The 26,294-nt window shown below is 35.5% G+C and carries 35 protein-coding genes, 1 tRNA gene and 3 pseudogenes; 22 read left to right on the top strand and 17 right to left on the bottom strand.

Going from position 1 to position 26,294, the window contains the following annotated elements:
• Positions 1–22 precede the first annotated feature (22 nt).
• The 5 genes from HOO54_RS15555 (at position 23) to HOO54_RS15535 (ending at position 3,289) form a co-directional block, all read left to right on the top strand.
• A complete protein-coding gene (locus HOO54_RS15555; RefSeq protein WP_172296831.1) occupies positions 23–1,120 on the top strand; it encodes a GerMN domain-containing protein in 1,098 nt (365 codons plus the stop codon).
• A 101-nt stretch (positions 1,121–1,221) separates the two neighbouring features.
• Positions 1,222–1,962 carry a ribonuclease PH gene (rph, locus tag HOO54_RS15550; RefSeq protein ID WP_172296829.1) on the top strand — a complete coding sequence of 247 codons (741 nt, stop codon included), beginning with the start codon at positions 1,222–1,224 and terminating at the stop codon, positions 1,960–1,962.
• A 25-nt stretch (positions 1,963–1,987) separates the two neighbouring features.
• Positions 1,988–2,587 (top strand): XTP/dITP diphosphatase, encoded by a 600-nt coding sequence (locus HOO54_RS15545; protein ID WP_172296827.1) that lies wholly within the window; start codon positions 1,988–1,990, stop codon positions 2,585–2,587.
• Positions 2,584–3,105, top strand: a complete 522-nt coding sequence (locus tag HOO54_RS15540; RefSeq protein ID WP_172296825.1) for a YfcE family phosphodiesterase — start codon at positions 2,584–2,586, stop codon at positions 3,103–3,105. Before HOO54_RS15545 ends, HOO54_RS15540 begins: the two co-directional genes overlap by 4 nt.
• A 110-nt stretch (positions 3,106–3,215) precedes the next feature.
• Positions 3,216–3,289: transfer RNA gene (locus tag HOO54_RS15535), tRNA-Arg, on the top strand.
• Positions 3,290–3,407: 118 nt separating this feature from the next.
• Here HOO54_RS15535 and HOO54_RS15530 read toward each other — a convergent pair.
• Entirely contained in the window at positions 3,408–4,286 is an 879-nt protein-coding gene (locus tag HOO54_RS15530) for a tyrosine-type recombinase/integrase (RefSeq protein WP_172296823.1), read from the bottom strand.
• A 166-nt stretch (positions 4,287–4,452) separates the two neighbouring features.
• Here HOO54_RS15530 and HOO54_RS15525 point away from each other — a divergent pair, with 166 nt between their 5' ends.
• Both HOO54_RS15525 and HOO54_RS25200 read left to right on the top strand, forming a co-directional pair.
• The gene (locus HOO54_RS15525; protein ID WP_375335811.1) at positions 4,453–5,190 is read left to right on the top strand and encodes a transposase; all 738 of its coding nucleotides are present in this window, start codon (positions 4,453–4,455) and stop codon (positions 5,188–5,190) included.
• A pseudogene (locus tag HOO54_RS25200) lies at positions 5,130–5,453 on the top strand (transposase). Before HOO54_RS15525 ends, HOO54_RS25200 begins: the two are co-directional and overlap by 61 nt.
• A 312-nt stretch (positions 5,454–5,765) precedes the next feature.
• Here HOO54_RS25200 and HOO54_RS24400 read toward each other — a convergent pair.
• Entirely contained in the window at positions 5,766–6,335 is a 570-nt protein-coding gene (locus HOO54_RS24400) for a hypothetical protein (RefSeq protein WP_253907693.1), read from the bottom strand.
• A 149-nt stretch (positions 6,336–6,484) separates the two neighbouring features.
• Positions 6,485–7,635 (bottom strand): IS3 family transposase gene (locus HOO54_RS15515; RefSeq protein WP_172292672.1). Its coding sequence is split into 2 segments (ribosomal slippage): positions 6,485–7,374 and positions 7,374–7,635, totalling 1,152 coding nucleotides; the frame shifts between segments, so codons are not numbered across the junction.
• 49 nt (positions 7,636–7,684) lie between these two features.
• On the opposite strand from HOO54_RS15515, the gene HOO54_RS15510 reads away from it, so the two are divergent.
• The 3 genes from HOO54_RS15510 (at position 7,685) to HOO54_RS15500 (ending at position 8,768) form a co-directional block, all read left to right on the top strand.
• Complete coding sequence (locus HOO54_RS15510; protein ID WP_172299617.1) at positions 7,685–8,011, top strand: HNH/ENDO VII family nuclease; 327 nt, start codon at positions 7,685–7,687, stop codon at positions 8,009–8,011.
• Between the two features lie 12 nt (positions 8,012–8,023).
• Positions 8,024–8,452 (top strand): SMI1/KNR4 family protein, encoded by a 429-nt coding sequence (locus tag HOO54_RS15505; RefSeq protein ID WP_172296821.1) that lies wholly within the window; start codon positions 8,024–8,026, stop codon positions 8,450–8,452.
• 145 nt (positions 8,453–8,597) lie between these two features.
• Positions 8,598–8,768 carry a hypothetical protein gene (locus tag HOO54_RS15500; protein WP_216664787.1) on the top strand — a complete coding sequence of 57 codons (171 nt, stop codon included), beginning with the start codon at positions 8,598–8,600 and terminating at the stop codon, positions 8,766–8,768.
• A gap of 761 nt (positions 8,769–9,529) precedes the next feature.
• On the opposite strand, the gene HOO54_RS15495 is transcribed toward HOO54_RS15500, so the two are convergent.
• Positions 9,530–10,018 (bottom strand): hypothetical protein, encoded by a 489-nt coding sequence (locus HOO54_RS15495; RefSeq protein ID WP_172296819.1) that lies wholly within the window; start codon positions 10,016–10,018, stop codon positions 9,530–9,532.
• 108 nt (positions 10,019–10,126) lie between these two features.
• Here HOO54_RS15495 and HOO54_RS15490 point away from each other — a divergent pair, with 108 nt between their 5' ends.
• From HOO54_RS15490 to HOO54_RS15470, 5 genes and pseudogenes are all read left to right on the top strand, one after another.
• Positions 10,127–10,462, top strand: coding sequence for a hypothetical protein (locus tag HOO54_RS15490; protein ID WP_172292303.1), 336 nt, complete (start codon positions 10,127–10,129; stop codon positions 10,460–10,462).
• 49 nt (positions 10,463–10,511) lie between these two features.
• Entirely contained in the window at positions 10,512–10,892 is a 381-nt protein-coding gene (locus HOO54_RS15485; RefSeq protein ID WP_375335810.1) for a pre-toxin TG domain-containing protein, read from the top strand.
• Between the two features lie 185 nt (positions 10,893–11,077).
• Positions 11,078–11,212: pseudogene (locus HOO54_RS24395) on the top strand (peptidoglycan-binding domain-containing protein); the annotation flags it as partial.
• A 94-nt stretch (positions 11,213–11,306) separates the two neighbouring features.
• On the top strand, positions 11,307–11,537 hold the full coding sequence (locus HOO54_RS15475; protein ID WP_172296817.1) for a helix-turn-helix domain-containing protein: 231 nt from the start codon (positions 11,307–11,309) through the stop codon (positions 11,535–11,537).
• Between the two features lie 226 nt (positions 11,538–11,763).
• Complete coding sequence (locus HOO54_RS15470) at positions 11,764–12,072, top strand: hypothetical protein (protein ID WP_172296815.1); 309 nt, start codon at positions 11,764–11,766, stop codon at positions 12,070–12,072.
• Positions 12,073–12,184: 112 nt separating this feature from the next.
• Here the strand turns inward: HOO54_RS15470 and HOO54_RS15465 are convergent, their stop codons facing one another.
• From HOO54_RS15465 to HOO54_RS15455, 3 genes are all read right to left on the bottom strand, one after another.
• Positions 12,185–12,328 carry a hypothetical protein gene (locus HOO54_RS15465; protein WP_172296813.1) on the bottom strand — a complete coding sequence of 48 codons (144 nt, stop codon included), beginning with the start codon at positions 12,326–12,328 and terminating at the stop codon, positions 12,185–12,187.
• Positions 12,329–12,657: 329 nt separating this feature from the next.
• Positions 12,658–12,849, bottom strand: a complete 192-nt coding sequence (locus HOO54_RS15460) for a hypothetical protein (protein WP_172296811.1) — start codon at positions 12,847–12,849, stop codon at positions 12,658–12,660.
• A gap of 203 nt (positions 12,850–13,052) precedes the next feature.
• The gene (locus HOO54_RS15455; protein ID WP_172296809.1) at positions 13,053–13,199 is read right to left on the bottom strand and encodes a hypothetical protein; all 147 of its coding nucleotides are present in this window, start codon (positions 13,197–13,199) and stop codon (positions 13,053–13,055) included.
• A gap of 114 nt (positions 13,200–13,313) precedes the next feature.
• Between HOO54_RS15455 and HOO54_RS15450 the strand changes: the two genes are divergently transcribed.
• Entirely contained in the window at positions 13,314–13,532 is a 219-nt protein-coding gene (locus HOO54_RS15450) for a helix-turn-helix domain-containing protein (protein WP_172296807.1), read from the top strand.
• A 426-nt stretch (positions 13,533–13,958) separates the two neighbouring features.
• Here HOO54_RS15450 and HOO54_RS15445 read toward each other — a convergent pair whose 3' ends face one another.
• The gene (locus HOO54_RS15445) at positions 13,959–14,669 is read right to left on the bottom strand and encodes an alpha/beta hydrolase (RefSeq protein WP_172296805.1); all 711 of its coding nucleotides are present in this window, start codon (positions 14,667–14,669) and stop codon (positions 13,959–13,961) included.
• A gap of 48 nt (positions 14,670–14,717) precedes the next feature.
• Positions 14,718–14,900, bottom strand: a complete 183-nt coding sequence (locus HOO54_RS15440) for a helix-turn-helix domain-containing protein (RefSeq protein ID WP_216664786.1) — start codon at positions 14,898–14,900, stop codon at positions 14,718–14,720.
• Positions 14,901–15,173: 273 nt separating this feature from the next.
• On the opposite strand from HOO54_RS15440, the gene HOO54_RS24390 reads away from it, so the two are divergent.
• Complete coding sequence (locus HOO54_RS24390) at positions 15,174–15,431, top strand: helix-turn-helix domain-containing protein (protein ID WP_309244911.1); 258 nt, start codon at positions 15,174–15,176, stop codon at positions 15,429–15,431.
• Between the two features lie 103 nt (positions 15,432–15,534).
• On the opposite strand, the gene HOO54_RS15430 is transcribed toward HOO54_RS24390, so the two are convergent.
• The 3 genes from HOO54_RS15430 to HOO54_RS15420 form a co-directional block, all read right to left on the bottom strand.
• Positions 15,535–16,152, bottom strand: coding sequence for a hypothetical protein (locus HOO54_RS15430; RefSeq protein WP_172296803.1), 618 nt, complete (start codon positions 16,150–16,152; stop codon positions 15,535–15,537).
• Positions 16,153–16,171: 19 nt separating this feature from the next.
• Positions 16,172–16,498, bottom strand: coding sequence for a hypothetical protein (locus HOO54_RS15425; protein ID WP_172296801.1), 327 nt, complete (start codon positions 16,496–16,498; stop codon positions 16,172–16,174).
• 365 nt (positions 16,499–16,863) lie between these two features.
• Positions 16,864–17,040, bottom strand: coding sequence for a hypothetical protein (locus HOO54_RS15420; protein ID WP_172296799.1), 177 nt, complete (start codon positions 17,038–17,040; stop codon positions 16,864–16,866).
• Between the two features lie 649 nt (positions 17,041–17,689).
• Between HOO54_RS15420 and HOO54_RS15415 the strand changes: the two genes are divergently transcribed.
• The 3 genes from HOO54_RS15415 (at position 17,690) to HOO54_RS15405 (ending at position 19,748) form a co-directional block, all read left to right on the top strand.
• Entirely contained in the window at positions 17,690–18,376 is a 687-nt protein-coding gene (locus HOO54_RS15415) for a hypothetical protein (RefSeq protein WP_309244910.1), read from the top strand.
• A gap of 216 nt (positions 18,377–18,592) precedes the next feature.
• Positions 18,593–19,096 carry a hypothetical protein gene (locus HOO54_RS15410; RefSeq protein ID WP_172296795.1) on the top strand — a complete coding sequence of 168 codons (504 nt, stop codon included), beginning with the start codon at positions 18,593–18,595 and terminating at the stop codon, positions 19,094–19,096.
• Between the two features lie 220 nt (positions 19,097–19,316).
• Positions 19,317–19,748 (top strand): SMI1/KNR4 family protein, encoded by a 432-nt coding sequence (locus HOO54_RS15405; protein WP_172299613.1) that lies wholly within the window; start codon positions 19,317–19,319, stop codon positions 19,746–19,748.
• A gap of 321 nt (positions 19,749–20,069) precedes the next feature.
• Here HOO54_RS15405 and HOO54_RS15400 read toward each other — a convergent pair.
• A pseudogene (locus HOO54_RS15400) lies at positions 20,070–20,581 on the bottom strand (SMI1/KNR4 family protein).
• Positions 20,582–21,366: 785 nt separating this feature from the next.
• Between HOO54_RS15400 and HOO54_RS15395 the strand changes: the two are divergent.
• A complete protein-coding gene (locus HOO54_RS15395) occupies positions 21,367–22,182 on the top strand; it encodes a hypothetical protein (RefSeq protein WP_172296793.1) in 816 nt (271 codons plus the stop codon).
• Between the two features lie 456 nt (positions 22,183–22,638).
• Here HOO54_RS15395 and HOO54_RS25395 read toward each other — a convergent pair whose 3' ends face one another.
• From HOO54_RS25395 to HOO54_RS15380, 4 genes are all read right to left on the bottom strand, one after another.
• Positions 22,639–22,743: a DUF2247 family protein gene (locus HOO54_RS25395; protein ID WP_253907691.1), complete on the bottom strand. Its 105-nt coding sequence runs from the start codon at positions 22,741–22,743 to the stop codon at positions 22,639–22,641.
• Entirely contained in the window at positions 22,733–23,155 is a 423-nt protein-coding gene (locus HOO54_RS15390; protein ID WP_253907690.1) for a DUF2247 family protein, read from the bottom strand. Before HOO54_RS15390 ends, HOO54_RS25395 begins: the two co-directional genes overlap by 11 nt.
• 924 nt (positions 23,156–24,079) lie before the next feature.
• Positions 24,080–24,265, bottom strand: a complete 186-nt coding sequence (locus tag HOO54_RS15385; RefSeq protein WP_172296791.1) for a DUF4177 domain-containing protein — start codon at positions 24,263–24,265, stop codon at positions 24,080–24,082.
• Positions 24,266–24,463: 198 nt separating this feature from the next.
• Positions 24,464–24,823 carry an MmcQ/YjbR family DNA-binding protein gene (locus HOO54_RS15380; RefSeq protein WP_172296789.1) on the bottom strand — a complete coding sequence of 120 codons (360 nt, stop codon included), beginning with the start codon at positions 24,821–24,823 and terminating at the stop codon, positions 24,464–24,466.
• A gap of 206 nt (positions 24,824–25,029) precedes the next feature.
• Here HOO54_RS15380 and HOO54_RS15375 point away from each other — a divergent pair, with 206 nt between their 5' ends.
• Positions 25,030–26,262, top strand: a complete 1,233-nt coding sequence (locus tag HOO54_RS15375) for a cytochrome P450 family protein (protein WP_172296787.1) — start codon at positions 25,030–25,032, stop codon at positions 26,260–26,262.
• The last annotated feature ends 32 nt before the right edge of the window (positions 26,263–26,294 follow it).

Here is a 26,294-nt window from a genome sequence, read left to right as displayed (position 1 = left end):
AACTGTCTTAGGAGGGGAAAGCATGCTGAAAAAAGGAATGAAAGGAATCGCGGTTACTGTCTTGGCTTCCGCGCTACTTCTTTCTGGGTGCGGGTTATTCCAGTCAGACAAAGCCTCGGAGGAAATCGATCCGCCGCAGGATATCACATATGTAAAAGAGGATAAGAATCAAGATCAACAGTTGGAAAGGAAAGAAGAAAAACCAAACAATCAAAACGATAAAAAGACCAGTGAAGATAAAATGAATGACACAGTGATGAGAGAACTTTACTTGATTGATAAAAACGGTTATGTCACACCGCAGACACTTCCACTTCCAAAACAGGAAGGGACGGCAAAACAGGCACTCGAATATCTCGTTGATGGAGGACCTGTTTCAAACATTCTTCCTAATGGATTTAGAGCGGTTTTACCGGCGGACACAACAGTAAACGTTGACATCAAAGAAGACGGGACAGCAGTTGCTGATTTCTCCAATGAATTTAAAAATTATAAGGCAGAAGACGAAGAGAAAATTATGCAGTCTATCACATGGACGCTAACACAATTTAATTCGATTGATAAAATAAAACTTCGTATGAACGGCCATGAGTTAAAAGAAATGCCGGTCAATGGTACACCGATTTCAGCAGATCTCAGTCGGAAAGACGGTATTAATCTAGAAATGTCTGCTGTAGCTGATATGACGGCTACACACCCTGTGACTGTTTATTATTTGGCTGAGTCTGATGAAGGACCGTATTATGTACCTGTGACAAAACGATCAGAAGAACCTGATCAAGTAACAGCAGCAATTAAAGAACTGACAGATGGACCAAGCAAAAAAAGCGGTTTGCTGTCTGATTTTCAAAAAAATGTAAGACTGAATAACGAACCGACACTTGAAGATGGGCATGTAACATTGGACTTTAATAAGGCAATCTACGGAAGTGCAGATGGAGAGAAAAAAGTGATCTCAGATGAGGTGCTAAACAGTATTGTTTTAACATTAACAGAGTTACCAGATATTAAAAAAGTGTCTGTTACGATAAATGGGAAGAACGATCTTGTAAATGAAAAAGGCGAAAAACTTTCAAAGCCTGTTTCAAGACCGAGTCAAGTTAACACAGGTAGTTTTTAATAAGGAATTTTTGATATACTATAAAAAAAGAGGTAAGCGTTTAGTGCTGCCTCTTTCTTTATTCAGTTTGAAAGTGATGTACATATAAGCGGAGGTTAACTATGAGATATGATGGAAGAGAAGATAACGAATTGCGTCCTGTAACAATGGAGCTCGATTTTATCACACATCCCGAAGGATCGGTACTCATCACAGTTGGCGGAACTAAAGTGATATGCAATGCATCTATAGAAGATCGAGTTCCGCCTTTTTTGCGAGGGGAAGGGAAGGGCTGGGTTACAGCAGAATACAGTATGTTACCTCGCGCAACAAATCAGAGAACAATTAGAGAATCGTCAAAGGGAAAAATTTCTGGTCGAACGATGGAAATTCAAAGGCTAATTGGACGAGCTTTACGAGCAGTAGTAGATTTAGAAAAACTAGGAGAGCGAACGATTTGGATCGATTGTGATGTCATTCAGGCGGATGGTGGAACGAGAACTGCTTCGATCACTGGTGCATTTACCGCAATGACTTTGGCTGTTGGAAGGCTTGTTAAAAACGGTACATTAAAACAGATGCCGATCACGGATTTTCTAGCTGCAACTTCAGTTGGAATTGATCAAGAGCAAGGATTAATGTTGGATTTGAATTATCAGGAAGATTCAAGTGCAGAGGTTGATATGAATGTGGTCATGACTGGAGAAGGGCGTTTTGTCGAGCTTCAAGGAACAGGGGAAGAAGCGACTTTTTCAAAAAATGAACTGAATGGGCTTTTAGTTCTGGCTGAAAAAGGAATCATGGAGCTGATTGAAAAACAAAAAGAAGTTCTTGGAGATTTAGTGGCTGACATTCAACAATAAAATGTGAGAAAGGTTTGATAGAAAAATGAAAGAAGTGATCATTGCCACAAAGAATGAAGGGAAAGTTAAAGAATTTAAAGCAATCCTTACACCGAGGGGCTATGATGTCAAATCTTTATCAGATATCGGTTATACAGAAAATATTGAAGAAACCGGACAGACTTTTGAAGAAAATGCAATTATAAAAGCAGAAAAAATTTCAAAAGCGACAGGCAAGATGGTGATTGCTGATGATTCAGGTCTGTCAGTTGATTATCTTGGCGGTCGTCCAGGGATTTTTTCTGCCCGTTATGCAGGTGAAGAAAAAAATGATCTTGCAAACTTAAATAAAGTCTTGAAGGAACTTGAAGGGACAATAAAAGAAGACCGTTCAGCAAGGTTTAGATGTGCGCTTGCCTTAAGTGTCCCGGGTCAAAAAACGAAAACGACTGAAGGTGTTGTTGAAGGATATATCACCGAAGCACCAAAAGGAGCAAACGGTTTTGGTTATGATCCGATCTTCCTTGTCAAAGATAAAGATCAAACAATGGCACAGCTTTCAAACGAGGAGAAAAATAAAATTAGCCATAGAGCAGATGCGTTAGAAAAACTATCTATATTATTGGATCAGGAGGAACCAAAATGAAGGTTCTGATTGTGAGTGACAGCCACGGTCTAGAAGGTGAATTACAAACGATCGCTAAACGGCATGAAAAGGATACAGACATGAAAATCCATTGTGGAGATTCAGAGCTTGACCCAGCTCACCCAGCACTCGCTCCATACCATACAGTAAAAGGGAACTGCGATTTTTATGCAGATTTTAAAGATGAAATGATGATTCAAGTCGGGTCAAGAAAGCTCTTTTTTACACATGGACATCTGTATGGCATTAAGCAATCACTTTTAAATGTTTATTACAGAGCTAATGAACTAGGAGCCGATATCATCTGTTTCGGCCATTCCCATATCGCAGGTAGCGAGCTGATGGACGGAAAACTGCTGATCAATCCCGGCAGTATCCGCCTGCCGCGAGTGCGAAAAGACAAAACCTATGCTATACTAAGTATTGACAATGCTCAAGCAACAGTCCGCTTTTATAACTTAGACGGACATGAAATAGAAAGCTTAACAAACCATTACGAAATGTCACCAAATTCATGAGGAAGAATTTTTTTCTTCCTCATCCTAAAAAAATGAAAAAACTTATTGACTTTATGGACCAAAGCGCATATAATAAATCTTGTCGCTGATATTTGAAAAATAAACATCATGTCCCAGTAGCTCAGCTGGATAGAGCAACGGCCTTCTAAGCCGTCGGTCGGGAGTTCGAATCTCTCCTGGGACGTAAAGCATAAAAGCCTCAAACCACTTGACAGACAAGGGTTTGGGGCTTTTATATTTTATTGAGATTCTGTTCGTTTTTTGGCTTAAATATGAGTTTTGGGAGCGAATTGGGAGCGGATTTAATTTTTTGAGTTTCCACCCGCTGTTTGGCTTTTGAAAAAATCGTCAAAATGTTTGGCTGATTTTTGGTCAGCCTCTTCTATTACATGAGCATATATCGACATCGTGGTGTCCATCTTTGTATGCCCTAATCTTTCTTGGATTACTTTTGCATGTACTCCTTCATTTATCAAATGAGTAGCAGAGCTATGTCTAAGAGAATGAAATCGAATATGCGTAATTTTCTTTTTTTGAGTGAAACGTCTCCACCACTGGCTAATTGAATCTGGGCGAATTGGTTTGCCAACTTCATTTCCGAAAAGAAATAAATGATCTCCCCATTCCCACTGTGAGCCTGCTTGAAATTTCTCTTGTTTCCTGATGTGAATTAATTTTTTAAGTAAAGTGGCTACGTCTTTTGGTATTGAAATATGCCGTGTTCGTTCATTTTTAGTTGAGGCAATAACAACACCTTTTCCTTTCACTTCTACAATAGCCTGTTCAATATATATGGACGGTTTTTCTAAATTAATGTGTCTCTCCTCTAAAGCTGCTAATTCACCTTCACGAGCCCCTGTGACGAATGCAAGAGGGATCATGACTTGCCATATAAAAGAATAATCATTTAGCCGTTTAAATATATAAGCAATCTCATCTTTGGAATAAACGTCAGTTTTTTTACTTTTGACTTTGGGAGGGACAACTGCGGCAGCTGGATTTTCTTTTATAAATTTCCATTCAACTGCCCGTTGCAATACATTATTAAAGGCTTTATAACAATTAGATATTCTAGATGTTGAAAGGGAACCAGACTTTCCATCTAATCGGGCCCCTTCTGGTTTTTTTAGGTCACTAAGGTAATCGAGAATATGAATCGTTTTAATTTCAAATAATTTCATGTGTCCATACTTTGGAAGGACACGGGTTTCCATAACTTGAATGTAATCTCGACGAGTATCATGGCTAAGTGAGTCTGAGTCATTCGCATATTTATCCAGCCATTGCATCATACCTAAAATTGAACGTGAAGACGATGAACAGTTATCATTGGAAGAACTCACTCAATTGGTTCAAAAAGTGGATGATGTCGTAACTAAGTATGGTCAAGAAATTGAAGCATCATCAGACACTACAGAACGAAAAGTCTTAAGAAGTGAACGCAAGTACCCAAAACAAGTCCGTAAACAGCTGACTGATTTAGTTTTGCGAAAACAGAAATACCAACAAGACTTTGAAATCTTTGGTACACGTAATAGCTATTCAAAAACAGATCCAGATGCAACATTTATGAGAATGAAAGATGATTATATGCAAAATGGACAATTGAAAGCTGGTTACAATGTACAAATCGCAACGGAAGGTCAATACTCGCTTGCCTATAGTTTATTTTCAAACCCAACAGATACACGTACGTTAATTCCATTTCTAGATGAGATCGAACAGCATTATTTCGAGTTACCGAAACACCTTGTTGCAGATGCAGGTTATGGTAGTGAACAAAATTTTCATGATATCCTTGCGAACAGAAATCGAGAAGCACTTATTACGTATAACATGTATTTGAAGGAACAAAAGAAAAAGTATAAACAAAACAAATTTAATCCCGATAACTGGCAGTATGATGAGGAGACAGATACATATACTTGTCCAAATCAGAAACGTCTTGAATTTCAATATCATTCTGCCGCAGTGACCGTACAGGCTTCCAACGGAATTTCAAAATCTACGAGTGTGAAGACTGTTTGGGATGCCCCTTCCGTTTATCATGTACAAAAGCAAGAAAGGGCAATAATCGAAAACTAATGGTAAATGAAAAATGGAAATAGCAAAAAGAATATGTAAGAGTGAAGCTTTCAGAAGAGAAAACGAGAGCCATCTATCGAAAACGCAAAATCGATATGGAACCAGTTTTTGGATTTTTGAAGGCTAGTTTGCATTTTACTCGATTTTCTGTACGAGGAAAATCGAAGGTAGAAACCGAAATGGGCCTCGCGTTAATGGCAGTGAATTTAAGAAAATTCGCTGCCAACAACGAAGACAATAGAAAAATATGCACGCAAGAATAGAGAAAGGTGAATTTGAGTACGCTCAAATTCACCTTCTCACTATTTGAAGCTAGTTATGTCCCAGCCTCCTTAAAATTAGTTGTGATTCTTTTTAAAATCAATCGAATTTCTAAGAAATTATCGGTCATCACTTTTATCTTTTTTGAAATCAAAGAGCTTTGAAATCAATTCATAACCTAGAAAAACAATAGGAATGCCTACAACAAAATATAGAAAATTTTTAGGCATAAACATATTATAATAATAAAGAAAAATCGGTCCTATAGTCATTATCGTGATAAACTTTAAAAGTTTTTTCATGATCCAGCACCTTTAATAGATTTCTATCCAACCATTATTAGGTTTTCTGTCTCTCTTGTCAATCTGTTTAGCAATTTGTCCACCAACATTTAAATAATCTAATGCAATAAGTACGGCAGTGCCTATAACAAATGCTAGCTTTTTAGCACCCCAAGCTTTTAAACGGCTCGTCACTGTTTTGGTAAATATTTTCTGTGCTTCCTTCTTTCCTTTATTAATAATAAATGATTGGATTGCACTAACCCCACCACCTATAGCGACACCAATAGCAATGTTCAATAGTGCACCAGCGAATTTAACACCGATTTTTACTTTTCCTTTAAGATTAAATGCATTTGCTTTTTTCATACCAAAAGAGTAAGATAATATACTCTTTCCAAATGCAGATTTGTTAGCTTCCTCTTCAACAGCTTCTTCTAAATTTTTCTGAGAAGCATTTAAATCATTGTAAGTTTCTGAGTCCTTATCAAAAAAATCTATAAGTCCTTGTTCAAATACCTCTTTCTCTTCACCTTCCACTCCATATATCTTTACCTGTTCTTGTAAAACTTCGTCAAATGTTTTCTTCTGCTCTTTAGACATTTGGACCTATGTCAAGATATTGGACACTTAAAATATTAAATTATTGTCAAGGCTACCGCGCTTCGCTTGCTGTCCTCTTAATAGAAGGAACGGCATTCTCCCATTCCTTCTATTAAGAGGTAACTAAACTTCTACTCTATCAGTTGCATTCACTTTTGCGCATACTTTTTCTCATAAGCTATCGGTGATAAATAACCAATAGATGAATGAATACGTTTGTAGTTGTAAAAGGTCATGATATAGGCAAATATGCTTCTTTTTGCTTCTGCTCGTGTTTGATACTTCTGATGGAATATGAGCTCCTTCTTGATCACACTGTGAAAAGATTCAATACACGCATTATCGTAACAGTTACCTTTTCTGCTCATACTTGTCGTAATCTTATAGTCTCTTAGAACTGCTTGATAGTCATACGCTGCGTATTGACTACCTCGATCGGAATGGTGAATAAGCCCTTTCTGTGGTGGCTGCTGGTTTATCGCCCGTTTCAAAGCTGTAATGGTCAATTCCTTCGTCATACGTCTACTCATTTCCCAACCGATGATTCTCCTTGAAAATAAGTCCATGATCGTAGCTAAATACAACCAACCTTCTCTTGTCCATACATAGGTTATATCACCAACCCAAACAGCTCCAGGCTTGTCTACGTGGAAGTTTTGCTTCAATACATTCGGATAAATAGGATAAGAATGCTTAGAATTTGTCGTCGCCTTGTACTTTTTCACCGTTTTAGACCGCAAGTCATTCTCGCTCATGATACGAGTAACAGTCTTTTGAGATACATCCCAACCCTCTTGTTTTAATTGTTCAGTGATTTTAGGGCTACCATACCTTCTCTTGGACTCCATATAAACACGCTTCACTTCGGCTGTTAGCTTTTCTCTACGCTTTTTCTGCTCACTCTTATCTCGATTCCTCCAGTCATAATAACCACTTTTCCAAACACCTAATACTTCGCACATCTTCGCTACACGGAACTCGTGTCGGTGTTTTTCGATGAAGTCATAAATTACTTCTGGTTTTTTGCGAAGATGCCCATAGCCTTTTTTAAAATGGAAACCTCCTCTTCCAAGTCACGAATACGTTTATCCTTTTCATAATTAGCTTGATCCTTGGGATTAAGATTCCCACTTCCTACAAAGGCATCCTCCTGCTCTTCCTTATACTTATCCACCCACTTATGCAAAGTTTGATGAACTAAATCTAGCTCTCGTGCAACTTCAGCTACCTTTCTTCCATCTTCCACAACCATCTTAACAGCATAGATTTTAAAGTCTTTATCGTATCTTTTTCCGTTCATTTTGGACACTCCTAAAAATTATTAGTTTCAGTATAAAAATCTCTATTCTCTGTGTCCAATTATTAGACTAACATCAGTTTATCAGAAAAACGATGTAGATTGGTCTTATACGCCCAAAACGCCTAAAGCAAAAGGTCGGGCACCTTTTGCAGTTGACAAAAACGGAATAGAGTCGCAAATTGAACTTCATCATTTAATTCAAAAGGAATCGGGAAATATGGTTGAAATTGTAGCCACTACACACGATGAATACAAAAAGATTTTACATGGGTTTATAGAAGATGGAGACAGCTTTAGAAACGATGAAATATTAGATAAACAATACAATAATTTTAGAAAAAAATATTGGATTTGGAGATCAAAAAATTTAGATTGAGGTGGCAATTACATGGATAATCAAATTTTAAAAATGATAAATGCATATGAAGAAAAAGGAGATTTTTTTGGAAATGTGACAAATGAAGAGATTAGTTTATCTGAAAGGAAGTTGAGGTGTAAATTCCCTTGTGAGTATAAGGAATTTGTTAAAACATTTGGGTCTGGTGGGATTTGTGGAGTTGATGTTTTAGGCGTGGAAAAGGATGGATATGCTTCCGTAGTAGATGAGACAGAACGGTTTAGAAGATTTGGTTTACCTAAAAAATACTTAGTCATTGAAAATGTGGATGAGTTTGTTTACTGTCTTGATACTGAAGATGGTCATAATGTCATAAGGTGGGATGATACAAGTAAAAAAGAAGTTAAAAGATTTGATAGTTTTAATGAATATTTGAAAGATAGTTTTCAAGAAGCAATAGACAATTGGGAAGAAGATTAAATCATATATAAAGCGTATTTTTCTAACCGATACTTCAAAGCAAGTTGGGTGCTAGACAGAATTTCCGAAAGATCTTCAAGGTGACACTCTCTATACTTATTTATAAATAATCCGATATGGTTTACAAAGAAAACTGGAGAAGAACATGAAAAGGTATTTCAAACTAAAACTAACAAACGGAATTAAAGATACCTTTTTAATAGCCAATACATTTAATGACTTTATTCAAAGTTTGTTTATTAAGGAGGATTCAGAAACTGATGAAGATGATGGAATTGTTTCTGTTTGGTTAGATGATGATTCACTAAATGATTAATTAGCCGAGGTACCCAACTTGTTTTGGGTGTTTTATTATTTACAAGTAGGGTGATTTTGGTTCGAGGAAGTGGAGAACTAGCACTTAATCAATGATCTTCCTTCTTTAACAAGACACAGTCTAAAGACTGTGTCTATCCTGACTTTTCTTTTGATATATCATCTAGACTAGAAAAAAGAATATCACACCCTGAGAATAAAAATGTAATAAAGAAGGACAGAAGAAGTTCTCCCTCTTGAAATATAGACACGTTGCTAAAATCGCTATTTGTTACATATTTTATGGAGACATATACCGCAATCCAAGCAAACATAAATTCTAATATATATTCCAACCATTTAGACAGTTTTAGAAGGATTGAAAGACCTTTAACAACGAACATAAAAATGATCATATAAACAAATGCTAACATGCTTGTTATCAAAGAAAATATGTATAATTCAGATCGAGTGTTATAAAGAACATAATCACCTATAAAACGGTTGACTCCTAGTGATACGAAATAAATAATGAAGCTTGGTATAAATATAGCAAGAAATAGACAAAACCCTATGAGTGAAATCAATATTATGGGAGCTATTGCATTGGGGGGATTGTCTATAATTTCTTTCTTTATGAGTATCATAAAAATTAGACACGCAACAACTAAACAAAACAATATAGAGAGTGATAAAACTGTAAAGATAGTCATGCTTAACCTCCACTAGAAAGAGTGCCATGAGAAGAATACTCAATAGCACTCTCTTAAAATTTTAATCTTATTAAAGTAATGAAATGATGAATTTTGCTAACGCCCTTGCAATATCAGGTGGAGCACCCATTGCTCTGAATGCTCTATAAAATTGATTTTCAGACCATTTCTCACCCTTGTCCATTATTTTAGCAATTTTCGCAGAATTTTTCCTAACCCATGCGGCAACTCTCGGAGATAAAGGTCTTAATACCTGAGAAAGAAGCCATCCACCATGTCTCAAAGCATTTTTCACAATTCTATAAGTCCATGAAACCGCTCCTTGGGTCTGGAACTTCCCATTGACATTAGCAATTGTTTTTATAGGTACATTTCTCACAGGAATAGTTTGAGTTTGAGCAACAATGGGGTATTGCATTTTCTTATGAACAACCGTTTTTACAGGAACGGGTCTATCTGGCATTGTCTTCCCAGATGCTAATGCACCTGATGTTCCAAAGAAAGAAGTAAGAAGTGTAGCGCTCAGAACAACTGAAACAATTTTCTTTTTATTCTTCATACATTTTCCTCCTATTTAATAATTTAATTGCAATGGCTTTCTAATAAGCCAAAGTAGTTTTTTAGAGGACAGGCTGAGATTGTAGACAGTTGGATCGCACTAGCTGATATGCAGATTGGGGTGTTTAAATACTGCGGGAAGTCAGAACTCAGTAAAGGTTTACGCGGCGAAGTCAAAGCGACAGACATCGGTCTGATTTATCGAATGCTACCGTTCGTCCATTACGAAACAAACGCTTTGTGTGCGAATCCATTCGAGAACAATCCGAAACGTATTCGATGGTTTAATAAAAAGGAACTGGCAGCTGCGATTGAAGTAACGCCAGATACGCTTGGGCGAGCCGAGATGTGTTTGGGAATAAAGTTTCTGCTGAACAAAAACAGCAAAGTCTTAACCATGCTTTATCGGCACTTGGAGCGTTTGGCTTGCGTGGGTTCTAAATAATTAAATTCCTTTATCGCTTTCCTTGCATTCATTAGTGCTTTTTAATGTGATGGCAGACAAGAAAAAGAAAAACAATGAGTTAGACAGTTCAGCTAAAGTCTTTGAAGCCAGTACTTTAATTGAAAGAGCCGATCAACGAAAAGCCTTGGATGGAACAAAAACATTTGTCGGGGAAGCCAGTGGGTATTATGATTATAAGAGAGCGAAGGACGGCGTTGATCCGGTTACAGGTGAAAAGCTGACAGCCGGGCAACGCGCCGCAGCTGGATTTATTCCAGTTGTCGGGTGGGCTGGGCGTGCCGCTAAAGGAGCGAAGGGCGTATATGGTGCATATAAAGCCGGAAAAGCTATCTCAACCGCAGACAAAGCACTAACTGCCTATAAAACAACCGCAACATTCAACAACTTACAAAATGTTGAAATTCGATAGAGAATTCGTTGTTGCACGCATTAAGGTCGGTAGTGAGCCGGAGAGATTTACGTTTAATCCTAACGTGTTTTATCGACAGGCGAAGGTGCCGGATAAGACGTTGCTTGCACTGTTTAACGTGAAGAGGTCGTGATTGGGACGAAAAGGGGTAGCTGTCCGGCAGATTCAAGTAGCACTGGCAGCACAAAGGAGCGAAGAATAACTGGATTGATGGTTATTATGGTCCTAAAACAAAAGATGCGGTTAGACGGTTCCAGCTTATGCATAGACTAGCTGCGGATGATATTTACGGGCCTAAGACGAAGGCGAAACAAAAAGCCGGAACTTTTGGTATGATCACAAGCATCATTTTATATCTGGCTGTAATCGTCATATTACTAAAAGGCTTAATTATGATTTGGAGCGAGAAGAGACATGACAGAAAACGAAAAAATTAAGTTTATTCAAGAAGAAGTTTTGACTTCGGTTGAAGTTTGTGAATTACTCGGAGTCACAAGGCAGCGTTTAAGTGCTTTAGTGACTTCCGATAAGCTGAAGCCTGTAAAGAAGATCGGTTCTGTGGCTTTATTTCTCTTGAGGCATGTGGAAGCACAGAAAAAAGAATTAGAAGCCGGTCGGAAAAAATACCGGCCATATGATCAATGAAGCCCAACTCTAATGAGAAGGGCTTTTTTGATGGGGAATCCTTTTTCCAATTGTACCTTTCTTACTACGTTTACATTAAATTAATAATTTGGTAATACCAAAGTTTAGGAATAACTTTATCGAGTGTATTTATAATCCAAATAACCACTAAATTTACACAAAAAAAGGTACTTGTCAAAAAAGGAAGAATTATATTAAGTGTGTCATAAAATAAGGAGGGATTTAGATGGTTAGAATAACCAAATTTTTGCTGGCGCTAATTGTAATGCTTTTAGTTCTGTCCCCAATAACATCTAGTGCAAGTACTGAAATGGATAGTGCGGCTGTAAAACAAGAGATTATTGTTACGGATGGTGAGTATGAAGTCACTCCTAATGCTCTTCCCGCAATTCTTATAGGTCTTGCAATAAGAGCATTATTTAACTTAGGTAGAGCTGAATTAGCAAATTTTTTAAAAGATAAGGGGATAAGTGCTTATTGTTCTCGATATGGAAAAAGTGGCCCGAAAATGATTTCAGATTTAATTTGTAAATAAAAAAAAACGGGACTGTCCAGTAAGTCAATTTTTGACTATTGAACACCCTTTTTGCGTTTAACAAACGCTGAAATATCAGCAGTTGAGTTATTATTTCGAACAGTTCCATTTTCTAATAAGGTGTAAATGTACCTTTTAATTTGTTTTTATATCGTTCCAGTTTCGGGATTTTTTTAAAAGTAATAAAAGAACAAATTGTTGCAAGTATAAGCTTCCACTCATGCTCTTCCCCTCTATTGTCAATAATCTTCTTCAAAATAACCTCTCCTTTCTTAAAGCTTTCCCAATTCCAATTATATCATTGGTGGTGCAATTAAAACCAATTTTTGCATAAAAACAAGCAGTTATCAATGTCAAGATTCAAACAAAACTGCCTTTTATTGTTGATCCTATTTATATTCAGATGAGACATCGCCATACCCTTGTATAGAGGACTGCTCTGAATTATTTAAATTTTAGCCGACCTGTACATTGTCGATCTGATTTTGTTGATCCTCATTTTTCACACGAAATTAAAGCGTAGGAGCCGCCGGAATCCTGCTACGATATACTAGGTATCGGCGGCTGAAAAACGTCTGATTTCGTTTAAGATTCAGTGTCTTTATCCGCAATTAAATAGCCGAAACAAGTAAGTGCCGTATTAAAGCCGATCCGATATGCTCGCCCTCCGTCTTCGAATGGTGTGAACGGGCGCTCATAGATATCGAGTATATGCTCTGTCTGCTGCGGCGTTAGCGTTGGTGTACCGGACCACAAACGTTTAATATAAAGCCTCATTATCGTTTCCCCCTCGATTTTAAAAATAGAAGTACGCCTAAAACAAGCGTTGTACCGAGGCCGACGTAGTCCAGAACGGACAGCCGGCCGAAGTTCATATTCGCAATCCAGACGAGCATGATGACGACTAACAAAATTTCCGTTGTATGAATTCGTTTCATTCGTGTTATAATTGATTGACAAGGGGCTTGTGCCCCTCTTGGTTATGTGCGGCGACAGTGTTTCTTGGTCGGAAGCCGTCGCTCTTTGCTTTCGGTTTCTTTTCGCATCTTTCGTAGTTCAAGGGAGATCTTGATAATAACGAGCCGAGATGCGGTGATTGCCGAAAGCTTCATGACTATGTCAATCAATTACGTTCACCTCCTTTCGTTAATTATATTATACCGTATATACGTTATAACGTCAATAGGTTATTTGGAGAAATATCGTTTTTACGTTATAATAATAGAAGGGAGGTGCAGACAATGATCGTTAAGTTAAAACTAGCCGAGCTGCTAGATAGAAAAAATATGACGCAGAAGGAACTAGCGGAGCTAACCGGAATACGACCGTCTGCTATTAGCGAAATGTATCGCGGCCATAGAGAACGGGTACAACTCGATCATCTTGGGCGGATTGCAACCGCGTTAAATATAACTGATATCCGGGAGCTTATCGATTTAGTTAAAGACGCTGACGAATAATTAGCGTCTGTTTCTTCGTTCTAACAATGAATAAATATACGTTTTTTATGAATAATAATACGTAAAAAGTCAGAAAAGGATCGATGAATTAACGCTATATTCTCAATTATGAAAACATAATTGAGAATGAATGCGATCTTATTCGTACAAATCGGCAAAAAACACGACTTTCTTCGTACAATAAAAAATAGGGTTGGCGCTCACAGTCACAAGGGATACAGCGATTTTTAGTCCGTGATCACTTCTTAGTCTTCTGAAGTCGAAGACTAGCGGGAACTACGTTTCACTCCGTCCCGAGAAACGCAAGCATGAATATTGTATAAATAATTGTATCGCGATAAAGGTCTTAATAATATCCGTGGACACGTAGGAGCGTAAGCGACGGAGTGGAAAGCCATTTGTTTTCTATTAAACCATTTTCTATTATCATTTAACGTATATATGGTTTTTTAGCCATTGTCTGAGATATTGCAATTGTTCCTGAGTATGGAAATAATGTTCTCCATTCTCTATTACTTGCAAATCACATTTAAAACGTTTAGCAAATTCAGATACAATGTCAAACTCACACAGGTTATCTCCTGAACCATAGAGAATTGAAGTCGGATTATTCCAAGCAATAATAGGATGTTCTTTCACATAACAGTAGTAATCCCAATAGAGAGTTTGTCCAATAGGTGTGGAAATTTCTTTCTCTATTTTTAGTCTACTTTCACTTACGTTAAACCATGTCATCATATTATTTATTATACGTTCCATATTTACCACAGGAGAGAGAAACAAACACTGATTCAATGGCTCATGACAATATTCTAATAGGCTGAAATATGCTCCCATGCTACAAGCAAAAATGCTTATATTATTTGATAACGATTTTGCATATGTCATAATTTTATTAAGGTCTTGAACACAGTTTTGAACTTTACAAAGATAAGTATCATCTTTACGTTCACCATGTTGAGGCAAATCAAAACTAAGAACTTGATAACCTACTGCTGTTGCTTCTTCTGCAAATACAATAATCGATTCATCTGCCTTATTTGACATATTACCATGCACAACTATAAATAACTTATCTGATGTGTCCCCCCACAAAATTGCTGGAATATTTTCTATCTTTAAATTATGTCTTATCATTACATATATCCTCCATATCTATTTAAAACATGGCCTTTTTTAAAACTTCTACTCTTTTCGAACTTCAAATAATTCATTCATATCAGTGATATTAAATTTATCAATAATCTTCTCAAGTGTTTCCTTCGGGTATCTCTTCGTTTTACCTGAGCATAATTCACTTACTGCTCGCATCGATAACTGTAATTCCTCTGCGATATCTTTCTGTTCGTATCCGTGCTCCTCGAGCAACTCTTTTAGACGAAGACGTATTCGTGTCCCCCCTTTCGACTTTTTATAACCGTAGTATACGATAAAGAAAAAATTACGAAAACCGTAAATGGCAATTCGTTTAGTGTAATTGTAATTACGTTAAACGTGAATTACGGTAGGCGGAATCGATATGCATTATTTATCGGAACACCAAACGTTCGACTCAACGGTTGAACTCAACACGGCTGTCTACGAAAATATCAACGCAATACATACGAACTTAATGACACTGATCGCTTAACACTCAAAACGATTGCTCGTTATGCGGTCAAGTTCGCTGGAGCAGCGCATCTAAAAGCGGACACTCTAGCGAAGCTCATCGGAAAGTCCGTCAAAACTGCTCGGCGTGTTGTAAACAAACTCGCATCACTCTCGATTATCAAAAAGATCGCAACAACACGGAAGATTAACGGCGGTCACGGCGCCAATATTATTGTCATTTTGCCGATTGACCAGTCGACAATGACCACGCGGGAGGAACGTGCCAGAACTTACGGAGACAACGGCTGAAGCGTCTAAAATTGCGAATGAACCATCGTATTCTATTTTCTTGTAAGATACTTCTAAAAGACAACAAAAAACAGTAACCCCAATTTGGGATCACTCTTTCAAACTACTCATTTTCACCAAGAATATCTTCAGCATCCATTAAAAAAGTTTCGTACAAAGATGTGTTTGTTGCCTCATTTCTTTTGATTTCTTGAATGAGAATTTTCATTAAGCTTCTCGGATTTCTTTCGAACCAGTTATCTTCTCCTTTTTCTTCAAAACAAAGAATTGGTTCATTTAGATCAGACTGTGACTTAGGTTTCGTGAAGAATGTCCATTGAATTTGTGGAAAATTTTTTATAATGACCTCTCCATAATATATAGCGATATCCATTGCTAACGTATAGTTTTCTTTTTTCAGCTCTACTGGATTTTTCAATAAACGTTCTTTTTCAGATTCGTAAACAAAATCAGGGTATTGACATAAATCGTCTAGGTTCGCTTGAATTTCTTCTTCAGACAGCTCATAAACTGTAATTTGAGATAAGTACCAAGTAAACAAGTCAATGAGAGATTCTTTGGAATAATCTAGCTTAATCTTATGTTCTGTTTGCTCCTTCAAAACCTCAATTCGAGATGGGATTTCCTCAATGAACCAATCAAAGAATTCATTTGCCTCTTTTTTTGTCATCTCTTCAAAGTCTTTCATTTTAAATGGTGGTGCTGTCAAAGGATAATCCATTTACTTACCTCCTAGGAAGTTATTTATGTATTTTATTCTTTTTCAAATAATTTAGAATTGGTTTACTTGCTCCTATTTTACCGGTTTTAGCGCTTTTAAAAAAGTGCCATTCAACGCCGTCAACTCTCTTTAGCCAAACATCTTTATCTATTTGTTTTTTTATGAATTTTGTTTTTGTTGCATAACTTACTTTGGATTCATGTGCCCAATTTGTTTTTATAACATACACATCAACAACTCTTTTTCCATATTTTGCTTTATGTATTTTATGACCATTACCTTTTAATTTTTTGTTTAAATATTGTTCTCCCGCTTTAGTGAAAGAAGGAGTAAAGAAAGAGGGCAATTATCGAACTTGTACGTGCTACTTCCGATACCGAATGAATTTGAAAATGAATCCAGGGGTTTATGAGGTGAACCCGTCCCTTACTCAAACGATAGACGAACTATACTCATTTACTATATTCATTATCTATACTCATTAAATAATAGCGCTCATATACATTCGCGCGGATATTCTTTATTAAAAGATATATATCACGATTAATAACATCTGCAAGAGTGAGCGTAAGCGAACGAATTGCTACGGTTTTATAAAAAATTAACGAAGAAGATGACGAAAAACATGCCGATTGACATCACGCTATCCCCCGATTACAGACTCACATCAGATGAGATGGATCCTGCTCTGACTTGGTTTGGCTACAGTTTTTATCCTGGCTGCTGTTTTGCTCCGAGCACACTTAATGTAGCATCAATAAAATTGAGGGTTTGTTTTTTCGCTGAGACTTTCTCACTAAACATATCTTTACCTGTGAAGGTTTCCCTAAAGTAGTTTGAAGCGTAAAGGTCGTAAGTGTCCATTTCCGTCATTTTCAGGACTTGCATGCCTTTCGTCGTTTTATAGGCGTTTAGTGCATTGTTCAGCTTAGCTTCTGTAAATCTTCTTTATCCTTCAAGGAAATCTTTATCAGACTCCAAATAAGGAATATACAGATTGATCACAAGAAAGAAGTAAAGAAACTGGAATAGTCGTATAGAACTGTTATTTTTTCTGATGATGGCCTTGAATATAAGGAATGAGAAAATATTCGTATTTCGGCTGTATCAAGAACGCAATTCTGGTAAAGAGAGAAACACATGAATTTGATGTTAAAATGTTCATTAAAAGAAAAGACAGTTTTAGAGATGATCTATATGATAAGTAATGGAAAGGTTTCAAAAAGATCGAGTGTAAGAGATTGCTTTGTTTTTTTATGTTATTATAAGGAAAACAGAGTTCTAGGGAGTAATGGTTTGCTGTTTTACTTCTAGGGATGGGGAACGATATCAATTTTTATTTAACATTGATTGCAAATTGGATTGATACAATAAAGTATGCTTTTCGAATCATCGCATTAATAGCAACATTTAAAAATTCAATACACCGGGCGAAAAAAATATACTTATAACAAAGTTCCTCTTTTAAGGCTGAACATGACAAGGTGTTTACGATTAAGATTCAAGGAAGATAAGAGGGTGGAGAATTTTGAAAAATGTGTTAATAAATATAATTGAAAGTGAACGCTTAAATGAGTATCCGTTATTTAAAAATTTTTGTCTATTAAAAGAAAAAGGACTGCGTAAAGAATCTTTTAAATCATTAAATTCATTTATCGAAGAAGTAAATAAATGGAATACAGAAGAACAGCAACAATTTGGATCTTGGCTTTTCGGTCTATTTGAAATCTCTGAAAATATACATCATGTTCTTGTACACCCGTTAGAGGAGAAAATATTGAAACCTCTACTAGATGATTGGATGATTTCAAACCATAATGATTCAAGACCATATAGATGGTACGGTCTTTTTTTAAATACTGAGCAAAAAGCAGATTACTTAAAATTGGCAATTGAAAAAGGTGGAAATAGCGAACAAAAAGCCATATTAGAGCTGATTGATTTATATTTCTATTATCTTTGGTATTCCTTTCATCATATTTCAGAAGATTTATATCTAGGTGATATAGAAGAGGATAAGGATTTCATTGATAAAATTGAAAGTCTTAATAATAGAATGGTGAATGAGCAGTATAAAAAGGGTATATACGATGACCTAACATATTATAAGAATTTATTGAATGATTGGATAGGATTTAAAAATGAATCATCTAATGGATTTGTTAAATGGTGTACCGACAACGGTAAGGAATATGAGTGGACTAAGTCTTATTACTATGAATAATCAAAAACCTTTACCTAAATATGGAGAGATTTAAAACGGATTGTTTATGATGCAGCCTCTAAACAAGAGAAGTAATGAAATAAAACATTCACAAAATAAACCAGTGTCTAGATTTATATGTTTTCTTTTTTGGAATTTCTTATAGTAATTGAATTAACACCAATTTTGTTTACGGACAGCTTATTATATTTTAATAGGTAATGGGAGAGATGTATATTGAATCTACCTGTTATGACGTTAGCAATTTATGCTTTGTTTCTCGTCGTCTTTTTTATTTTTATATACAGAGGAGAAAGGAAAGAAGCTGAAGAAAAAAATACAAATGAAAAATTTTTATTATCTACAATAATAGCAGCTTTGGTTTTATCACTAATTCCAACTGCAATCATCATGGGGATCATCTTATTTGCAACAGGATCAGCAAATGTGCTTGGAAGCTTCTTTGATTTAAAAATAGGATTAAATCAGATTGTGATGATGAGTGTATGTATGGTTGTTTATGCTTTTACTATTGATAACATTTTTGTGGCTGTTGGGAGACACCTAATAGGAGACAACTTTTTCAAATTTATATTTGCCTCTGTATTTAAGTTTTTATTTATTTATATAGTTGGCATTATGTGTTCTATTGGAAGTAGTGACAACTTTATATTATCATTAGGATTAACTTTATGTTTTCTTTTATTGGAATGCATTTTTCCTAAATCTCATGACCGATAAAGAGAGAGAAGAACTTTTAATTACATATTTTACCGATATCTACTAGATTCAATATAATCATGATCAAAATCGTCTATTATACTCACTTTTTTAACACTCCTTCTAGCGTTGTAAAGCCATTTTCATCGCCCAACACCTACAACTTGTTTGGTTTAGTAGCTTTAAACTGTCGATATAAGATGTTCTCAATTATTCGATGTTGGTGAAAGGATTGATATTAATAAATATACTAAATAAAATCAGTAGTGTGTACACAATTGAGGCCAGACAATCTCCTTCGAGAGAAGAAGAAATTAATGCTCTCCAAGATTTTTCAGCAATAGATGTACCTATAGAATATATAGAAATCATTCAGTTAGCTTCAGAGATTGAATTTAATGTTAGTGAACAAATGTATATTCGTATTTGGGGAGCAGCTGGGTGCATAGAAATGAATGAAGCTTATGAAGTGCAGAAATATCTTCCGAATTCCCTCGCAATTGGTGATGACGAAGGAGGTGGTGCATTAATCTATCTACAGGGTAAAGATGGTTTTGGGATATACTATAACAGGTTCGGAGATTTGGATATTAAAGAGGCAGTAAAAATTGCACCATCACTATCCGAATTATTAGTGAATAATATAGGTGTGAATATTTTACTAGCCATTTGAAAAAGTTTAGAGGTCTTGATTGGCTTTATAGCCTTTCAAGGTTTTTTAAAACATAAACTAGTTTTGAATCAAAGTTTTTGATGGTTAACTGGCACAAGAGATTGGATTGCAGTTTCTGGCTGCAACTAGCGGATTTTCGTTGGAACGCTGATATAATGTTGAATGGCAAAACTTAATAAAGCTGTCTGCAACGTTCAGTCCAGCTGAAGAAACTTTCATATTGGTGGAAAATTTCCTTGAAAATCGTTTAATTTAAGGTTCAGTTCGCTAAAGTCGCTGCCTAAATCATGTCCGATAATAATTTTCAGCTGTGTAGTATTTTCAATCCCAAAATGGCTCCCCATGACACATAATATACCGATCTAAAAATATCTCAAAATTCAAATTTAGTGGCTCATACTCTAGGCCGTCCTCAAGTAAATACAGGTAGTTGGGATCTCCAGCATTGAGTCTGTCCCTATCGATCATTAAGTAGCACTCTTCCAATAAATGTCCAATTGGAATCCCGTTGAAATCTTTATAAAATTCGACATCTTTTAGCTGATTGTCAATTTCTTTTAGGTTGAATAAATGGAGTCCTCCACCAATATTTTCTCCATCTATAAGAAAATCGAAAATTCTGGCTCCATTATGTAGAGTTAAAAAACTGATATAAGATATATGATGTTGCGATTCAAAAGCTTGTATGTCACTTTGGGAGGCTCCGTTATCTGAGAATATAATAAGGTTTTCTGTAATTTTCCCCTAGCCCTAAGACACTTGATTGCCCCATTTCGATCTATTATACTCTTTAAGCCCTTCACAGTATTTTGAACAAAACTGGTCAAGTGCATCCCTCACTTTACAAGATTTTTATTTCTCTGTAAACAAAATGCTCATACGATAGAGGTGTTCTGAAAGTAGTAGTGTACATGAATGAAAATCGAGGGAATTTTCTCAATTTCCCGAGCCTCCTCGAAGCTCGTTCCTTGCAGGAGTCTCGCATTTTGATTTCCATATGGTTAGTATAGCATAATAGGTTATTTTCAATGCTCCGCTCTTTTCATCTTTAGAAATTTTTTATTTGTGCATTAGCTATAGTTACCATTCGTTCTTCGTTGTGATCGCTTCTAAATAATGGTAAATAAATAGTTATTTAATGTGCTAGATCAATCGATTTTGAACGTAGAGAATCTATCCTGATAATGTGTTTCATTTTGACCACTTGTTCGCTCTGATATTTAACACCCAAACATATTCTACACAGTGACAGCTCGCATTCTTGTGTTTTACTGTACCATATAAGCCTTTGCTCCTTTTCCAAGTATACAAGTAGTGATGTCAGAAGAGAGCTCCCCGCGAAAAACATCTCAATATGGAACACTAATGAATTTTTTTAAGAAAAAACGTTTAGAAAAAGATTAAACAAGTCTTCATCCAAATACTACATATGTAGATGCCCGAATGGAGCGAAATTGTTATGATTTAAGATAGATTAGCGTTTTGAAAAAATAGGCCCATAACCGACAACCTGCTCTTTAAATACTATACGATTAGGTAAACATTGTATAAAACATGATATATAATATTAGTTGATAGATCAAATCATTAAAAGATACAGCAAAGGGAGTTAATAAAAATGAAAAATATGATAGTTGGTTTAGTATTTCTTTTTGCGGCAGTCCTTTCTGGATGCGGAAATACGACTGATGAATCTGCCAAAACTTCCACAGAAAGCACCAAACAAAAAATGGAAAAGGAGAGAGAAATGATATCACAATCCGAAAGTTCAACATTGTCAAAGGCGAGTGAGTACGTCAAGGGTGTTTGGACGGGAACAGGGAAAGAGGATGGGGTAAGTAGCACATGGTACTTTAAAAGAGGACAATTAGTAGTGAATTACGTGTATCATTTCTCTTATGTGATCGCTGAAGATAAAGATCGCAATGGGTATATTGTTGTGACGATAAAAAATAATGAAGGCAAGAAACATGCCTTGTTGTTAAAAGAAAAGGGCAGCAGTCTTGAAGGCATAACTGTTGAAGGTGAGGCTTACAACAAATACTTAGCTGATGGTACGGTACCGGATGGACAGCTTATTGAATTTACTTTTCAACAAAATGCATGGGGAAGCATGGAGGAAGCAATTAACTTTTGGGAGAACACTTTTAAGAATTCTGATAATGAAGTTTCAAAAGAAATTGTATGGGAAAATTATCGAAGAGATTTGTGGAGTTTAGTCAAGGAAGGAACTTCCAATGATACAATAACATTACACTTTACAAATATCGGTGGGGCTGGTGGAAGCTATGAACAATTTATTAAAAATGATAAAAACGTAGAAATTACGAGCTTCAGTGGAAATGCTTCGTATCCCAATAATCCTACCATGAGATATACGGTTCAGAATAAAGATTATAGAGTGATTAAGACAGAAGAGTTATGGAAGAAGTAATAATGCAGGAATGTAAGAAATTATTAGTTCGTACTTCTTAAATATTTTTTTATATTTGATAGTTTTGGGAGAACTCCATATATTAAAAGATGTTTTATGTTGATTGATAATGAAGGAAATTTCTTATTGATTAGAAGTTTTTTAAACAATTACGGATCCAAATTTCAAGAAAGTTGTTGAAACTAACGGTTGTGTTGTTTAAGGTATATGAGGTAATTGGCGGACAGGAAAGGGATAGGTAATTCAGGTATTTCATTCCTGTTCATCTATCTTTTACTTTTTCACCATAAATGTGTAACAATATATTCAATCAGTTAATCTGAAGCTTTTTTGATAAGATAGTCGATCATGTGAGTTTTTTTGACACAGTTAAACTTCTCATTTATTTAGTTGAAAGTCAGCAAAATACCAGCATTAAAATTGATAAAGGAAAAAACAGTAAACGATAGTGTCAAATTATCGTTGTTCATCATTTAGAAACTCATTAAAAAAGCGAAGTAGTCTATCTATATTCTCTTCTTTAGAGTACAGCAATGAGTTATAGCCATCTTTAGGAGGCATATAATGAATAAACCTTTCCATATCTTTGGTAACCAAAGTCAGCATAAACCATAGCAATTCTATTTAATAATTCTTTAGGTTCATTTTGGTGCATTTCTTTTAAATGGACTAGAATAGCAATTCTCCATTTTCTTTTTTCGTATTTCCAATTACTAGAGTCAATTAATACGCTTTCACCATATAAGTCTTTTAATATATTCTTAAGTGTTGTCTGATACTCAATATCATCATGATGTCCACATGCAAGATCTATTACTAACGGATTATCACATTCTTGATGAATAGATAAAAATTCAACAGCATAATTAGTTACCTCACTATTCTCAATTATACCAATCTCTAAACCTATATATATTGTTTTCCAGTCGTAATTTATTTTACTTTTATTTAAAATATCTATAGAATAATACATTGTATATCACCTTATCTTGTTAAATTATGATTAGAAAAACCTGTTTGAATCTTATCTTCAAAAAGCTTTTTATCCACATGAGTTTGTTGCTATTTAAAGTGATACAGATAAAAAGATCTGAGATGAAATGATAACAATTACATGTAAAAAAAGGAAGCAAGCAATGGTTCCTAATCGAAGTTAATAAGTTTGTGGGGCGTGTCATTTTGAAATATATCAATTTATTTATCATGCTATTTCATTCTGTAATTTTATTTTTATGGGTAAAAAATTCAGCTTACTTATTTTCTACAATAGGGATACTCATTTGGCTGGTTTCTATTATTTTAGGTTTTATCTGCTCTAAATTAATAAGTAAAGAAGAATTAGTAGGCAAACTGTTAATGTATTCAAGTTGTTTCATGATATTTTTAGTTCTTGTTACTATCGTTATTCAATTCATTACAAGTTCGATGCCATAATTGAAGATTGTATCTTTGGGATTATGGTATAGATATGAATGAGATCTGGTGAGATCGATATGATTGATTAGTGAGAACTGTAGTTTCCATTGGTTTTTTCAAATATATGGGGATTGCAGTGTCCGGTGTACGATTTTATAAGAGCCACCTTCGTTGAATACTACATCTAAGTCCAATGGCATGTCATTAGAGAAAATAAAGAACTTTGAACCTACAGCGGCAAATGCACACCCTCTAAACGAAAAGCTTTCATACCACCTCAGCCACATATAAGAAAGGATTGAAAAATTTAGAACACACACCAGTTGACAACGGAGACACAGAGATGTAACCTTGCGAGGTCTTTAAGAAGCATGTATACTACATCGTCTACAAGAAAAACGAAACGGTTTCAGACCTATTACAGGAATAAAACCGTTTAATGCTTTTCGTTATTTCTACTGGCTACTTGACAGTGGGAAGTTCAAAAAGGTCTTTCAAAAATAATTTCAAAATGTGAAGCAGCACCATATCCAGAAGTTGCTGGAGCGAATATTTGAACCAATCGCCATCCCTCTTTCGCATGGTTAGTGATGATATCTTGGTAATTTTCTTTGGGTTTACGGTTCAATTTACTAAGTTCAACTTTTACAAATTTATATTCATACATGATTTTAAACCTCCAGCTTAGGTATTAGTTATTTTACGGATCAATTAGGTTGATAGTTTCGGAATCTTAACAAATTAGTGAATGACGATTTAAATCATTGAACAGCAAAGCCGACAACAGTTAAGGTGGGAGTATCTACAGGGCAGGCACTCTCATTATTTAAAGCGGGTTGGTTCATATTTTATTATAGCTTCATAACTACTTCGACATTATTTGTTTTTGGACTTTTTTTGTTAATTTTTCAAATACTAAGTTATATGAATGTAAAATAAGATGCTCTAATAATTCATTAGATAAATTCGAGTCAAAGTAAATAGAGTTCCAGTGTGTTTTATTCATATAGTAGCCAGGAATAATTCCTTCATCATTCTCTCTCAATTCTTTGGCATAGTTCGGTTCGCATTTTAAAGTTATGATCGGCTTTTTTTTAGAATCTGTACCTATTAATGCAAACATCTTTCCGCCGACTAGATAACGATCCGCTTGCCAATCTTCTTGATAATCATGTGTTGTTCCAAGTAGGTTCAAGCAATATGAATGTAATTTTTCTTTTACCATTTAATGTTCTCCTTTTGAAAATGGGTCATAAATTATTTTACAATTCTATTATAAATATACTGATAATTAATGTGAATAATTTTCGGGTTTTCCGATTTTCAAAAAGTGTTTTTCATATCTTCCTAAATCACTTTGTTATGGTTTATAATGTTAATGTGGGGTTTAATTGACAATATCCATGTTGAGGTTGAGAAGGAGGTTGGTTTATGACTTTAAAAGGTGTGAAGAGCTACAGTGTATTGTCAGAAATGCAATTGTCTTCAACAGAATTTAAAAACGAAGCCTATAATTTTTACAAAGAGTTACGTTCAGCTTATCCTGTTTATCCGATATCTTTGGGAGATTTGGGTGACGGTTGGCTTATCACGAGATATGATGATGCAATATATCTATTAAAGGATGCAAGATTAAAGAAAAATGTTGAAAATGTGTTAACTGAAAATGAAAAACGTCCTGTTTTTTTAGAAAATGAGGAACCTTTAACAAAACATATGTTGAACTCAGATCCCCCTGATCACAGCCGTTTGCGGTCCCTTGTCCAGAAAGCATTTACTCCTCGCGTCATTTTACAGCTTGAAGATAGAATCCAACAAATCGCTAATACTTTATTAGATAAAGTAGAGTACAAACATTCCATAAACATTGTAGATGATTTCGCTTTTCCTTTACCGATTATTGTGATCAGTGAAATGCTTGGTATTCCGCTTGAAGATCAACAAAAGTTCAGGGTTTGGTCACAGGCTATTATTGATTTTTCCAACACTCCAGAAAGCTTAGAAGTAAACAATGAAAAAATAGATGAATTTGCAGAGTATCTGAAATTTTTAGTTCATAAAAAAAGGAATCAACCTGCTGAAGATTTAATCAGTTCACTTATCCAAGCGGAAAGCGAAGGAACAAAATTAAGCATAGAAGAGTTATTCTCGACAATTATGCTCCTTATCGTTGCAGGGCATGAAACAACCGTTAACTTAATTACCAATATGACTTTTGCACTTCTCTGTCACCCGGGTCAATTACAAAAGCTCCGTCAACACCCAGACTTAATTGATTCTGCCATAGAAGAAGCATTGCGATTTCATAGTCCTGTCGAATTAACAACTATGCGTTGGGCAGCTGAATCGTTTATATTACATGGGCAAGAAATAAAAAGAAAAGACTTGGTGATCATTTCATTAGCATCTGCTAATCGTGATGAAAAGATATTCTCGAATGCTGATCATTTTGATATTGAAAGAAAGAACAATCGTCATATCGCCTTTGGTCACGGTAGTCACTTTTGTCTTGGCGCACAACTTGCCCGTTTGGAAGCAAAGATTGCTATTTCTACATTATTGCAGCGTTTCCCCAATATTAGATTTAAAGGTGAGAAGGAAGTGATGAAATGGAAGGGGACTTTTCTGATGAGAGCTTTAGAAGAGTTGCCGTTATGTTTCTAACTTAAATACATTAATAGCTAAAAAACAGAGGT

The sequence above is a fragment of the Bacillus sp. WMMC1349 genome (genome assembly GCF_013155385.1).
GTDB lineage: Bacteria > Bacillota > Bacilli > Bacillales > Bacillaceae > Bacillus.
The sequence above is the reverse complement of the archived record's forward strand: the minus strand, read 5'-3'. Positions and strand labels throughout refer to the sequence as shown.

What these genes read in the sequence shown, in the direction of transcription:
- HOO54_RS15470 (WP_172296815.1), top strand. Translation starts at nt 11,764, where the DNA reads ATGGTTAGAATAACCAAATTTTTGCTGGCGCTAATTGTAATGCTTTTA.
- HOO54_RS15450 (WP_172296807.1), top strand. Translation starts at nt 13,314, where the DNA reads ATGATCGTTAAGTTAAAACTAGCCGAGCTGCTAGATAGAAAAAATATG.
- HOO54_RS15530 (WP_172296823.1), bottom strand. Translation starts at nt 4,286, where the DNA reads ATGAAATTATTTGAAATTAAAACGATTCATATTCTCGATTACCTTAGT.
- HOO54_RS15505 (WP_172296821.1), top strand. Translation starts at nt 8,024, where the DNA reads ATGGATAATCAAATTTTAAAAATGATAAATGCATATGAAGAAAAAGGA.
- HOO54_RS24400 (WP_253907693.1), bottom strand. Translation starts at nt 6,335, where the DNA reads ATGTCTAAAGAGCAGAAGAAAACATTTGACGAAGTTTTACAAGAACAG.
- HOO54_RS15380 (WP_172296789.1), bottom strand. Translation starts at nt 24,823, where the DNA reads ATGGTAAAAGAAAAATTACATTCATATTGCTTGAACCTACTTGGAACA.
- HOO54_RS15475 (WP_172296817.1), top strand. Translation starts at nt 11,307, where the DNA reads ATGACAGAAAACGAAAAAATTAAGTTTATTCAAGAAGAAGTTTTGACT.
- HOO54_RS15430 (WP_172296803.1), bottom strand. Translation starts at nt 16,152, where the DNA reads ATGGATTATCCTTTGACAGCACCACCATTTAAAATGAAAGACTTTGAA.
- HOO54_RS15495 (WP_172296819.1), bottom strand. Translation starts at nt 10,018, where the DNA reads ATGAAGAATAAAAAGAAAATTGTTTCAGTTGTTCTGAGCGCTACACTT.
- HOO54_RS15390 (WP_253907690.1), bottom strand. Translation starts at nt 23,155, where the DNA reads ATGTATTATTCTATAGATATTTTAAATAAAAGTAAAATAAATTACGAC.
- HOO54_RS15375 (WP_172296787.1), top strand. Translation starts at nt 25,030, where the DNA reads ATGACTTTAAAAGGTGTGAAGAGCTACAGTGTATTGTCAGAAATGCAA.
- HOO54_RS15395 (WP_172296793.1), top strand. Translation starts at nt 21,367, where the DNA reads ATGAAAAATATGATAGTTGGTTTAGTATTTCTTTTTGCGGCAGTCCTT.
- HOO54_RS15385 (WP_172296791.1), bottom strand. Translation starts at nt 24,265, where the DNA reads ATGTATGAATATAAATTTGTAAAAGTTGAACTTAGTAAATTGAACCGT.
- HOO54_RS15445 (WP_172296805.1), bottom strand. Translation starts at nt 14,669, where the DNA reads ATGATAAGACATAATTTAAAGATAGAAAATATTCCAGCAATTTTGTGG.
- HOO54_RS15460 (WP_172296811.1), bottom strand. Translation starts at nt 12,849, where the DNA reads ATGAGGCTTTATATTAAACGTTTGTGGTCCGGTACACCAACGCTAACG.
- HOO54_RS25395 (WP_253907691.1), bottom strand. Translation starts at nt 22,743, where the DNA reads ATGCCTCCTAAAGATGGCTATAACTCATTGCTGTACTCTAAAGAAGAG.
- HOO54_RS15485 (WP_375335810.1), top strand. Translation starts at nt 10,512, where the DNA reads ATGGCAGACAAGAAAAAGAAAAACAATGAGTTAGACAGTTCAGCTAAA.
- HOO54_RS15500 (WP_216664787.1), top strand. Translation starts at nt 8,598, where the DNA reads ATGAAAAGGTATTTCAAACTAAAACTAACAAACGGAATTAAAGATACC.
- HOO54_RS15540 (WP_172296825.1), top strand. Translation starts at nt 2,584, where the DNA reads ATGAAGGTTCTGATTGTGAGTGACAGCCACGGTCTAGAAGGTGAATTA.
- HOO54_RS15490 (WP_172292303.1), top strand. Translation starts at nt 10,127, where the DNA reads ATGCAGATTGGGGTGTTTAAATACTGCGGGAAGTCAGAACTCAGTAAA.
- HOO54_RS15545 (WP_172296827.1), top strand. Translation starts at nt 1,988, where the DNA reads ATGAAAGAAGTGATCATTGCCACAAAGAATGAAGGGAAAGTTAAAGAA.
- HOO54_RS15555 (WP_172296831.1), top strand. Translation starts at nt 23, where the DNA reads ATGCTGAAAAAAGGAATGAAAGGAATCGCGGTTACTGTCTTGGCTTCC.
- rph (WP_172296829.1), top strand. Translation starts at nt 1,222, where the DNA reads ATGAGATATGATGGAAGAGAAGATAACGAATTGCGTCCTGTAACAATG.
- HOO54_RS15420 (WP_172296799.1), bottom strand. Translation starts at nt 17,040, where the DNA reads ATGCAAGTCCTGAAAATGACGGAAATGGACACTTACGACCTTTACGCT.